Annotated in this window: 8 protein-coding genes; 7 read left to right on the top strand and 1 reads right to left on the bottom strand. The window is 39.8% G+C overall.

The features are described from left to right. The first annotated feature begins 267 nt into the window (after nucleotides 1–267). The 6 genes from Q1A23_RS00800 to Q1A23_RS00775 all read left to right on the top strand — a co-directional run bounded on the left by Q1A23_RS00800 (nucleotide 268) and on the right by Q1A23_RS00775 (nucleotide 8,821). Nucleotides 268–681, top strand: a complete 414-nt coding sequence (locus tag Q1A23_RS00800; protein ID WP_299818080.1) for a hypothetical protein — start codon at nucleotides 268–270, stop codon at nucleotides 679–681. A 53-nt stretch (nucleotides 682–734) separates the two neighbouring features. Continuing rightward, nucleotides 735–1,937: a hypothetical protein gene (locus tag Q1A23_RS00795; RefSeq protein ID WP_299818077.1), complete on the top strand. Its 1,203-nt coding sequence runs from the start codon at nucleotides 735–737 to the stop codon at nucleotides 1,935–1,937. After that, entirely contained in the window at nucleotides 1,927–2,823 is an 897-nt protein-coding gene (locus Q1A23_RS00790; protein WP_299818075.1) for a hypothetical protein, read from the top strand. The genes Q1A23_RS00795 and Q1A23_RS00790 overlap by 11 nt, the downstream gene beginning before the upstream one ends. Before the next feature lie 662 nt (nucleotides 2,824–3,485). Then, nucleotides 3,486–4,415, top strand: a complete 930-nt coding sequence (locus tag Q1A23_RS00785; protein WP_299818073.1) for a hypothetical protein — start codon at nucleotides 3,486–3,488, stop codon at nucleotides 4,413–4,415. A 115-nt stretch (nucleotides 4,416–4,530) separates the two neighbouring features. Next, a complete protein-coding gene (locus Q1A23_RS00780) occupies nucleotides 4,531–7,563 on the top strand; it encodes an AAA family ATPase (RefSeq protein ID WP_299818071.1) in 3,033 nt (1,010 codons plus the stop codon). Beyond that, a complete protein-coding gene (locus tag Q1A23_RS00775; protein ID WP_299818069.1) occupies nucleotides 7,553–8,821 on the top strand; it encodes a hypothetical protein in 1,269 nt (422 codons plus the stop codon). The genes Q1A23_RS00780 and Q1A23_RS00775 overlap by 11 nt, the downstream gene beginning before the upstream one ends. A gap of 372 nt (nucleotides 8,822–9,193) precedes the next feature. On the opposite strand, the gene Q1A23_RS00770 is transcribed toward Q1A23_RS00775, so the two are convergent. Further along, on the bottom strand, nucleotides 9,194–9,544 hold the full coding sequence (locus tag Q1A23_RS00770) for a hypothetical protein (RefSeq protein ID WP_299818067.1): 351 nt from the start codon (nucleotides 9,542–9,544) through the stop codon (nucleotides 9,194–9,196). A 280-nt stretch (nucleotides 9,545–9,824) separates the two neighbouring features. Between Q1A23_RS00770 and Q1A23_RS00765 the strand changes: the two genes are divergently transcribed. Further along, nucleotides 9,825–12,491 carry a UvrD-helicase domain-containing protein gene (locus tag Q1A23_RS00765; protein WP_299818065.1) on the top strand — a complete coding sequence of 889 codons (2,667 nt, stop codon included), beginning with the start codon at nucleotides 9,825–9,827 and terminating at the stop codon, nucleotides 12,489–12,491. Nucleotides 12,492–12,653: the final 162 nt, after the last annotated feature.

Below are 12,653 nucleotides of genomic sequence, written 5' to 3'. Positions count from 1 at the left end.
CAGCATAACATTAGAATATTAGTATATTTTAACTATATTAGAACTTTACTACTGAATACTTTTCATTTAAAGGGAAAACACCCTCAGGCCAGCTTTGTCCTTTTGTATCAAAAGAGATAAAATAATCTTATAGGCATCTCTTGTATAAGTATAGAAAGAGTGGGTTCTCTTTTAAAAGAGATTTTATATTTCTCTATTAGCTGTGACTGGTAAAGCCACACACAATTTTGCCTTCTAATATATTCCTAAATACTATTTATTAAAGTTATGCAAACAACAATACTTGACCAGGAACTAAAGAGTCACTTCCTTAACCTGTACTTTCTAGCTCTTTCTGACACTCAAATAGATTCTGAAGAACTTGAAATGCTTTTTCAGCTGGGACAAAATAAAGGTATAGCAAGAGAGGAAATCGAGAAAATTATCCTCCGCCCAGACAGCATCAAATTCACTATTCCACAGGACACCCTAACCAAAATAGAGTACTTGTATGATTATGTTACCATGATCCTGGCAGATGGAAGAGTGGATGAACACGAAGAGCTGACTCTTAGGAAATTCTGTAAAAAGTTCGGCTTTGAGGAGCAAAACATCCCAGTCATCATGCAATATCTGATAGAGGAAGCAACTAAAGGCACTGATAAGAAAGTGATTATTGAACAAGTAAAACAGGCTCTTTAATTATGGTTAAGCTATTCAAAGGAATCTTCGATAATACCAGCCAAACTGATACTATGGAGCGCACACCTTCATTTGAGGAGTTTGTTTTAGTTGATTGGTACGACGAAGGAAAGGCAAAGGCTCTAAATCATGGAGCTTCAGAAACAGGCCTAAAAACATGTATCGGCAAAATTTACCACAATCATAAGGAAATCTTACGAAAGGATGAGATAGAGCAAGAAAAAGCTAAGCAACCTTATAGGGTAAAGCTTAAGGAGTATATCAAAAAGAATGAGTTTCTCCAGGAGCGGATAGAAAAGATCAAAATGGAAGAGCTTCCAAAACTGGAAAGCAAAATTGAATACCTGCAGGAGGAAATCAGAGAAATAAAAAAGAACCCCGATCAGTTTATAGGCGATAAGGTTGGAAAAGCCGGCTTCATGGTGGGTTGTATTATCCTAGCATTTTTGACTGTTTATCTATTTATCTTTTACAGCTCTGCTTCATTCTCTGCCTTCTTCAAAGAATTCACATTGAATGAAATCGGAGTCGCTAGCTCCATATTTGATCCCAAGGCTCTTACGATAGCTTTCCATGATGGCTTTACTGAACTGATACTAATCCTCACAATCCCTTTTGTATTCTTAGGGTTAGGCTATCTGATTCACAAGTTTCAGGAGGTAAAAGGGTGGGGGAAATACCCTAAAATAGCTATGCTTATTTTAGTGACCTTCATATTTGACTGTATACTAGCCTATGAGATTACAGAAAAGATTTACACGATAAAAGCTGAGAATAGTTTCGAAAGTTTACCCCCTTATACAGTAGCAATGGCATTTCAGGCTGTGAACTTCTGGCTCATCATCTTTGCAGGATTTATCGTGTACTTGATCTGGGGTTTCGTTTTTGACTTCGTGATGGAAGCATATGGCAAGCTGGACCAGCTAAGTGTATTGATTAATGCTAAGAAAGAGGAAATACAGAAGAAGGAGGAACAGGTACAGAAGTTAGATGAAGAAATAAACAAGCTTACTTATACTATAGGTACAAACAACACGGAAATAGAAAAGCTTAATACGATACTGGAGCACTCCGATGTTATCAAACCTAAAGAATTAGAGCATTCTCTTATGCGGTTTTTAGATGGCTGGCTTGAGTTCCTGAACTTCAACAGTAGCAATGAGATGCTCCGACAGAATGCGCACAATATTGTTTGTGATTTTATCAATCTAAATGTAAAACCTTTAGAAGCCTTAACACAAGAGAATGAAAAATAGACTAACTATTCTTCTTATAGCTTTGCTTCTTTTTGGATGCCAAGAAGAGACAGAGCAAAAAGAAGCTTCTGCCAGTAAACCAACAAGTGCTGTGCAGCCAGACTTACTCAACATCAGTATTATTTTAGATCTTTCTGACAGAGTAGTACAACCAATGCAACCATCACAGAGTGAAAGAGATATTCAGGTTGTAAACAAAATAACAGAGATCTTCAAAAACAATATGAAGGCTAAGGGAGCCTTTCAAGCCAAGGATAAAATAAGAGTCCTGTTCACTCCTGCCCCAAAAGATCCTAACATAAACAGCATTGCCAGCAGTTTGTCAGTTGATTTGACGAAGCTGGACAACAAAGGAAAAAAAGATGTTTACGACAATATCACCACTACTTTCACACAAGGTCTGGAAGAAATTTATGCACAAGCTATAAGAACCAAGAATTGGTCTGGATCTGATATTTGGCGCTTTTTCAAGTATGATGCAAAGGAGCTATGCGTAGACCCAAATCCACAATACAGAAATGTTTTGGTTATTGTAACAGACGGCTACTTATACCACTCGCAGTCCAAAGACAGACAGGAAAACAAGACCGCGTTTATAACAGCTAACTTTTTTCAAAAAGAAGGATTTAGAGACAATTCAAACTGGAAGGAAAAGTTTGAAAAAGAAAACTATGGCTTAATTGCTTCGGAGCAGAGCTATGAAAACCTAGATGTGTTGGTTTTAGAAATTAACCCGTCCCCTGCGCATAGGAACGATGAGGACATCATCCGCGCTTATTTAGGAAAGTGGTTTGATGAAATGAAGGTAGGAAATAAAGTGTTATATAACACTGATTTACCATCAAACACAGAGAAGCGAATTGAAAGCTTTTTCAGGAGTAAATAGCCATGCTAGATTTCTCTGGTATAAGTTTGCTAAAATCGTGTTAACTAGGGACTTGACTTGGTTAAATTAACCTGTTTTATAAGTGATATGTTTTAGGAGCGGGGAAGAATAAATATGCATTGTTCTTGCCCGCTCCTTAGCTTTAAAAATTGTGTAAGTGTTTAGCTCCATTATCTTTTTTGGGACTCAGACAAACGGGCATTTTGCGTTTTACACGATTTTTCAAGAGGAGCATTTAAGACACTTGACTGGTTATAAATATCTCTTTCGTGAATAAACGTACTCATCATTCTTGTTCTTCGTCACTTGTTGGGTTACACGTGGTTTTAGTGCTGCTACGAGCGCTTATTGTAAGGACAATAAGTCTGGTTATATCGTGTAGGCAGCGGCATCTGATCATGACTGCCCAGCTGATAGCCCAATACTGAATAAAACTTTCTAGAAGAAATGGCTACTTTTATATTGATCTATAAAAGCTGACCATTTATGATAACCGAAGAGTTCATCAACCTTAAAAGCCACCAGAAGGATAGTCATTACGATTATTTTAATTCAATTCGCTTAGATTAGCCAATCTAAATATATCAGAAAATAAATGTTTTTAATGTATTCATTTAGTGCCGTAGCGACTACTACTGCTTAACTTATAAAATTTGGATGATATGATGGAATTAGAAATAAAATCTTGCCAAGAGGTAATAAATGAAGATGATCAGGAAGCCCTAACTGTCTGGCGATTAATCAATAATAGAGATGCAACTGAAATCAACCTCAACAGACTGCTTGATGTAGATATTTTTGAGTGTGACTGGTGGGGAAAAGACAAAAAGTTAATAAGCGTTAGCTACAGTGACTGGGATGAAAATTATAATATGGCTTTAATATCAAGCTCAGGCCATATAGTATTGAGGGATATATACTCTGTTGAAGAAGATTTACTCGAGCCTCATGACTGCTTTATAGTTCAGGTGACAGGGAGACAACTATTAGCTTATGATTCGGCAGAGTACTATGGAATAGATCCTGATGAGTATAGAATGGGTGTAATGAATAAGTGGGGTGAATATATTGTGAGCCCTGATTATAGCAAAATCTATTTTGAAGAGGAAGATTGCCTATTCTATGCGCGCAAAAGTGGAGATGAAACGAAGTACACCCTAGATGGTAATGTTATCTCTAAATCTACTATCAAATGGTCATTAGAAGAAGAACTAAAGACTTTAACAGAATTTACTAATTCAGAGATAGAAGTTATTTATGATTTTGAATTAGGAAATGGAGAGAAAGCAGACGTAGCCTTCTTACATGGTGGTAAATGTGTAGCTCTCGGACATTTTACAGAACATTACCTGAAAAATAAGGCAAAAGAGTATTTATGTTTTTTTAATTATGGTGCTGGTCATAACTTCCACAATTGTGGCACAATCACGAATTACTGGTTCTATTATAATGGTGATGCAGTAGTTTTCAATAATTTCTACTCTAGCCATCTTGAAGACTGTCATGTAGAAAATTTTGAAATTTTTGCCAAAATCTTGATTCAAAGATTGAAGAACGAAGCAGAGTACATTTTAGATGAGAGACTAACTTAAAAGCGGTACATCTAAACCGGTGTTACATTTGGGAAGAACGAATGTGATCATCAATCCTCAGAAGTTTACAATCCTGATTTAGTATCGAATTCTTAGAACCAGAAGCCAGACCAGCATGACTATAGAAAATCTTGTTGAAAAAAGTAAAGAACTACACAACCTACGTGATCCTAAAGTCATATTTAATGAGCTCAATAAGATTAAGCCTGATATTCTTACAGAGTTGGTTAATGACTGGCAACCTGATAAAACTTTCAAGCCAGTTGTTCTCCTTCGTTTCCTGATCGCTCAGAAGTTACTTAACGTAGAGAAGGTTAGCCAACAAACGATTGATGAATTTAAGGCAGCAATTGAAAGCAGGGATATTGCTGCTTATTATTCTCCTTCACATGAATATCTCCGAAGTATAAGAGGCTATAAAACGAGTAAATTAGGGATGTTCCATCAGTGGAAAGACCCATACATTATACTTTTTCCCTTTTTCTATAATCAAGCAGAGAAGCAGGAAGTAAAGCAACTACTACAACACCTAACAAACGACATTATCGCAGAAAATGACATTCCCAATGCTAAAGCGCATTGGAATGATTTTGATGGACCTAATAACTATGGTACCGATCATGTTTGGGGAGCTATAATTCCGGATAAGGCAACAAGTCCGCAGGATGCATATCAACTATTTTTTCGAATTGATAAAGCGGGAATTAGTGGTGGCTTATACAAAGGTCATAGAGTAAATAGCAATGGTTTTAACTCTGTAGATAAGCCATATGCTAGTTGGGAAGAACTTACAAAAAGTATAGCAGAAGAGCTCCCTAAATGGAGAGAGCTGAACAGCGCCATTGATTATCCCTTCCAGAAAGACGAAAAGGAATTTAAAGATAGAATTAGCAAGTGCTCAATTGATGATCTAAACGTCTTCTTTCAGGTGTTAGACTTCATCATAGATGAGCTTTCCTTAGCAGACGAAGATAACTTAGTATTTAGCACAGGATCGAGACAGCTAGGTTTCCATGTTGGTAAGCGATACTGCTTAAATTTAAAGAGCAACTCATTTTATTTCATTGCACCAGAAGATTATATAATTCCTGGAGTTGAAAAGGGAGGCTTTACTGGCGGTGACAATGCAGCATACTATAAGAATACATCTGCGCAGGTTGTTCAACAACATATAAACGCCATTGTTGAGGCTGTCCAATTTGAGATAGAAAGGGATAACAGCACTGAGCGTAAAGAATATGATAATGCTGCCTTTAGAAAAGCTGCTTTTGATAAGGCTTACAGAGCTATACTTTTCAACTTCCAGTCAAGCCAGGCTAAAGCAACTAAAACCGAAGAACAGAATCAAAATGATAAAGGTACTGCTAAACATACTATGCCATTAAATCAGATATTATATGGACCTCCTGGTACAGGCAAAACATACTACACAAAGCAGTATGCACTCCAGATAATAGAAGAATTAACGGAAGATGAACTGAAGAAAAAGTATACGACAAGAGAAGCTATAAACAAGCAATTTCAGGTTTATCAGGAGCGTAAGCAGGTTGAGTTTGTTACATTCCATCAGTCTTTTTCTTATGAAGACTTTGTAGAGGGCATCAAGCCGGTGCTGCCTTCTGAAGAAACTAAAGAAGAAGAGGAAGAAACCGCATTAACGCAATCAGGCGACATTGCTTATGAGCTTCTACCAGGGATATTTAAGAATATATGTGAAAGAGCAGAAAGCTATGTAAACTATGAGCCTAAAAGTCAATCTGATCAGTTTAAAATTGTTATAAAGGAAAGCTTCAAAAATGCACGTTTCTATAAGATGTCTGTTGGTAATACAGCTTCTTCAGACGATGATGAAATCTATCAATACTGCTTAAAGAACGACTGTATAGCCTTAGGGTGGGGCGGCGGAATAAATTTTGAGGGGGTAAAGAACCGTAAGGAAATTAAGGATCTTCTGGATAAAGATGGCCTAGAGAGGAGTAAGTATGAGACGACTGCTGTAAAAATGTTTGTAGTGGATATGAAGCACGGCGATTTTGTGTTTGTCTCTAATGGTAACTATAAAATACGTGCAATCGGTCAAGTAAGCGGTGGCTACTACTTTGAGCAGGATTCTCCGGTTTCTTATCGGCACTTCCGCAAGGTAAAGTGGCTGGTAAAAGAAGTTAACTTACCGGTTACGGAGATTTACAAAAAAGCCTTTTCACAACAGACTATCTACAGCCTTAACAAAGGACTGATAAAGCAAAATTATTTTGAATCGGTTTCAATAACAGAAGAGTTCCGGAAGAATCATGTTCTCATCATAGATGAGATAAACCGGGGTAATGTCTCTCAAATATTCGGAGAGCTGATAACACTTATAGAGCCTGATAAGAGAGCTGGCAATATAGAACAGTTAAAAGTTATACTGCCTTATTCTAAAGAAGATTTCTCTGTTCCTGCTAACCTTTATCTGCTGGGAACAATGAATACTGCAGACCGAAGTGTAGAGGCTCTCGATACTGCTCTTAGACGTCGTTTTTCATTCAAAGAACTGGCTCCGGATGCTGCGCTAGTGCCAAGTGCAGCTCACCTTTTTTACAACCTGTTATGGCGTCACAAGGATAACAATTGGCAAAGCAATCGTTATAAGGCTGCCGAAGCCATGGTACTGGAAGTTATCGGAACACCAGAAGATCTGCATGCTGAAAAGTATACTATTTGGAATGGTATGAAGGGAGAGGGAGAGATCGGGTTTGATCCAAATAAGCATTTCGTAGGAATGGAGTTTCCAGGGGTAAATCCTCAGGAACTGTTCAGAGCCATCAATGATAGAATTGAAGTGCTCCTGAACAGAGATCATTGTATCGGCCATTCGTATTTTATCTCCTTAGCGCGTACAGATGATGTAATAACAGAACTTAAGAAAATCTTTAAAGACAACATCATTCCCTTGCTACAAGAATATTTCTATGGCGACTATGGGCGCATAGGTATGGTTCTGGGCGAGGGATTTGTAAAAAAGAAAACCAATGGGGCCACAGGCAGAAGAAAGTTTGCAAAAGGTAATTGGGGTAATGATTATGAGTTAAGTGAAAAGGATGTATTTGAGTTTACAGACTCTGCATCCTGGTCAGTAGACACATTTAAGCAAGTTTATGCCGGTTGATGTTGTACAAGTCTTTGAACATTCATGCCTTGAGGTGGATGAAGTTAAATTCACTACAAAGCATTTTAATAGGCTTGTACAACACAATGAAAAGCATGGTAATATCTATTTTAATGTTGGCCATAAGCGTCTCCATTTTAAAAGCTATGTAGGAGTTATACAAATTGATGGCCTTACGATTGAAGTATTACCTAAAGCTGATGTAGGAGATGATACTGTAAAGTGGCAAAAGGCCTTATTCCTGCTTCTTAGAGAAACTGGGTATCTATCAGTTTCTTCCTTATCAAGTGCAATGCTTCGGTTGCGCTCATCTTCGTTGCTGGAGTTGTTTCTCTGGCAGTTCCTGGAAGGAGTGGATCAACTAGAGCACCAGGGATTGGTAAAGCGCTATCGGCAAGAGCAAAACAATCAGAATGCCTTAAAGGGTAGATTGCTTTTTCAAGAGCAGATAAAAAGGAATCTTGTACATAAAGAGCGATTCTTTACTGATCATCAGGTATATGATCAAAACCACCTTTTACATCAGATAATAAAAAAGGCGCTGACTATTTTAACAGGTGTTAGTTCTGCACATATAAGAAGTAATGCGTTTAAGTTACTCTATACCTTTGGTGATTTTGATGATATAGTAGTTACAAATGCTACATTTAGTAAAATCATATTTAATCGCAAAACGCAGCCTTACGAGCAGGTAATCCAACTTTCTAAACTAATCATTCTTAACTATAGTCCGGACTTATCCTCAGGTGGCGAAGACATACTTTCTATTCTGTTTGACATGAACCAGCTGTTTGAAAAGTATGTGTATAGGCAAATCAAGAAGGATGAGCAGCTATTTCAAGCGAACAGGCTTTTTGTATCTGGACAGTCAAGCAGGAAGTTCTGGAGCTCCAAGACTATCCGTCCGGATATTGTAATTCAATATGAAGAAGATAAAGGCGGTGTAAAGGTGAAGCAGAAAGTTATTGTTGATACAAAGTGGAAAGTACTTTCAGATCATACTCCCTCTGATAATGATTTAAAGCAGATGTATGCTTACAACATACACTTTGGAGCAAATCATAGCACACTCCTATACCCTCAGGTGCATGGAATACAGAAGCTACATGAAGCGTATCATCCTTCTGATTTTTACGCAGACAATCATTCATGTAGCTTAGAATTCATAGACTTAGTTGAGCCAGATGGAAGTTTGATGCAGGGAGTCGGTAAAAGAATTATTGAATCTGTAACGGGTTTGACTCCATTAGCAAGTTGATCTGTATTGTGGAAAATATATGGGAAGCATCATCAAAGCCGTTTGTACATGCGGGCTAGAGTCAGAAGCAATCATGCAGGGTATAGGGTTCAGCTATCCAGACACTAGAACTCAAATTGAGCCTGCGTACTGCGATGCTTGTGGAATAGTTGTGGGTAGGGATATTAATAGGCTATACTGCAAGTGCCCAAAGTGTCGGAAGAAAGTTAGCTTTTACAAGCCAGAAACCGAAGAAAGAGAAGATGATGCTTTAGGATATAGTTTTGCTTCTGACGAGTATCTATGGGCAAAAGAGACATGGCATTGCCCAAGGTGTAAAAGGGAAAATCTACGGTTTGAGTCTATGGGATGCTGGGATTAACTAACTATCTGCTATTTTACCTGTAGACCAGTTTCGCCTAACACTCTGTTTAGCAAAACCAGGAACTCCCCAAAGTTTTCGGGATAAGCATTAGAACCATAAGAGTTAATATGAATGCGTGGTGCCTTCACTTTCAACTCCCACTGCGTTCCATCCAGAATATCACTATCGTACCTTCTCTTCCAGTCACAGCCTTTAAGGAAATTTAACAGTTTCCCCCAATCTTCATTTTCTGCAACAGAAATGATCTTGTCATGATCGGACGGTATTCCATAGTACTCAGAGCAGCGTAACCTAGAGTTGTCAAGAGTGAAGCGATGACTGTCTCGGCCATATCCACCAATGTAGAAGTTGAACGTCATAAAAGAAAGTTTAGAAAAGGGTTCTAGTGCAAAGCTCTGCTTTAATTTTAACTAAAAAAGCAGATACTGTAAAGAGTATATTGTTACATATTAATATATTTATATAATAGAATGGATTAGAGGGGTGCATTAAAATTCTGATTCAACACTTCAGGGTATTTATTAGATTTTAACAAGAAGTTACTCCATAATAGTAAACACTAAATCTAGTATAGGGGCTTGGCTCGAAGTTGACAAAAACTTAGAGTTTTAAGGCTCTCATAAGCATTACCAAATTAAAATGCCGTTAATACTTTTATTTATAGCCGTTGCTGGCTACTTCATATTCAAGTGGAACAGTAATCAAAAAACGAAGGCGGAACTTCAACAGCTGTTGTCTAGCAAGCTACAGTATATAAAGGCGGCAGTAGCGGCTTATGAGGTAAATCTTGATTATAAACTGGGCTATTTTACTAACTCCAAATTGGAAATATGGTTAGCCAACTATCAGGAGTTATATGCTTCCTTAAAGGGGAAGCCAGTTGAAAAGGCCAAGTTAGAGCAGAAGAGCACAGTAATGGTGAAGAAGTTTCTGTACTACTACAAGAGCGCACAAAGCGGCAGAAGCAAGCATAACGCAGCCTTTGTAAAGCAAGAACTTAATGCCTACAAAGACTTCTTCGACACAGCCGCAGGCAAGCCGCTGGACCTGCAGCAAAGAACAGCCATCGTGGAGGACGAGGATGCCAACCTGGTGATTGCCGGAGCAGGCTCCGGTAAAACCACGACCATCGTGGGCAAGGTAAAGTACTTGGTGGAGCGCTACAAGACGGACCCGGAGAACATCCTGCTGATTTCCTTTACAAGAAAGTCAGCAGTTACGCTTGCTTCCCGCGTAAATGTGGAAGGGGTAGTTGCAAAAACCTTCCACAGCTTTGGCATAGACGTGATCAAGCAGGTAGAGGAAAAGCGCCCATCAATTTTCGAAGAGCAGCAGTTTAAGCCGTTTATCAAGAAAACCTTCAATGAGTTAATAAAACATGAAGAGTACTTAGCGGCAGTTACGGACTACTTTGCCAACTTCCTAAAGCCTGTCAAAAACCAGTTTGATTTCAAGAATCAGGGCGAGTACATCCAGTACATCAAGGACCAGAACTTCCGGACCTACAAAGCATACACTACCTCCAGTAACGGCAGGACCACCCACCGAATGGAGATTGTCAAAAGCATTGAGGAGTGCCGGATCGCCAACTTCCTGCTCTTCAACGGCATCAACTACGAGTACGAGTACCCTTACGAGTTCGAGACGGCCACAACAGACAAACGGCAGTACAAGCCGGACTTCACCATTCTTCAGGACGGCAAGCGGGTTTACCTGGAGCACCAGGCAATTTCAAAGGATAACAGCGTGCCCCCTTTCTTCGCGAAAAGAGGCGAAACGCAGGAGCAGGCGAACCAGAAATACTGGAGCAAAATCAACTGGCAACGGGATGTGCACAAGCAGAACAGAACCCGGCTGATAGAGACCTACAGCTATGAGATGCTTGACGGCACCTGGACTGCCAGTCTCACAGAGAAGCTGCAGAACGCCGGCATAAAGCTGTCTCCGAAGTCCCCTAAAGAGATCTGGGCAATTATCAACCATACTGCCGGCGAGGAGGTGGATGGCTTTGTGACGCTGTTCCAGACATTCATTACCCTGATGAAGTCAAACAACTACACAGTAAGCGACCTGGCTGAACACAACGGATTGGTAAAGGATGAGATGATGAGAGAGCGAAACAATCGCTTTATTCAGATCATAAAGCCCATCTATGAAAGGTATGAGGCACACCTGACTGAAAGGCAGGAGATAGACTTCAGCGACATGATCAACAAAGCCACAGCCTATGTTGTTGCCGGCGCTTACCAAAAGAAGTTTGACTACATCATCATTGATGAGTTCCAGGACATCTCCATTGGCCGCTATAAACTAATAAAGGCACTACGGGACAATAACCCCGGATGCAGGCTGTTCTGCGTGGGCGATGACTGGCAGTCGATTTACCGCTTCACGGGCAGCGACATTACCCTGTTCAAGGACTTTGAGCGCTACTTCGGGTATTGCATCAAGTCAAAAATAGAGACCACGTACCGCTTCTGTAATCCGCTAATTAACCTGTCGAGTGATTTCATACTCAAAAACGACAGCCAAACCGCCAAGTCACTCAAACCCGCGTTTCCTGACAAGAAGACCAAGTACGACCTTGTCTACGCACCTTCTGGCGACCAAGGCGATACGATAGCGGTAAAGAACATCTTAGATGAGCTGCTGTCCAGGCATGTTGATTTAGACAAGAAGTCTATCTTCATACTCGGTCGCTACAGCTTTGATCTAAGGAGGCTGGAGGACAAGAACAGCGCCTTTAGCATCAAGCGCTGCATATCAGTCACCGAGGTAGAGGCAGGCCACGAGTTTACACGCGAGGCTGACGTCGTAGAGTACAGCCCCATCGGCAGGCCGAAGGTCAAAGCAGAGTTCCTGACGGTGCACAAGTCAAAGGGCCTTGAGGCGGATATTGTGATCGTCATTAACTGCAACTCGGGCAGGCATGGTTTTCCTTCCGAGATGTCGGATGACCAAGTGCTTAACCTATTGCTGAGCGATGCTGACCAATATGAGAACGGCGAGGAGAGACGCCTGTTTTACGTGGCCATGACCAGGGCCAAGGAGCAGGTTTACTTTGTGGCAGACGAGACCTACAAGTCCAAGTTTATTACCGAACTGGAAGTAGGCAAAAAAGATAAGAAGGTAAAGAAATGTCCGGATTGTAAAATCGCCGACTTGGTTGTAAGGAAGAAAGGTGTTGCCAAGAACGGAAATCTGTACACATTCTGGGGCTGCACGAATTTTCTCTACGGATGTGACTACTCCAATATGGAGTGGGACAACAAAACAAAGAAGCAAAGGGCTCTAAGTGAGGTATAAGTTAACAAGCTAAACGTATAATACTTTTGCAGTTTGATCAATGAAATTTGCTCGTTAATTGTAACCCTTCAGATGTGAACTTTTAGTTATACTGTTAGATGAGATCATCTACTCTTAAGGATACCAGGCCTTGCATTAGCACAATTCTCAAAGCTTAATATA

This window comes from uncultured Pontibacter sp. (assembly GCF_947492645.1).
Taxonomy (GTDB): domain Bacteria; phylum Bacteroidota; class Bacteroidia; order Cytophagales; family Hymenobacteraceae; genus Pontibacter.
Note: the sequence above shows the minus strand (reverse complement) of the source record. Positions and strands in the feature narration are given on the sequence as shown.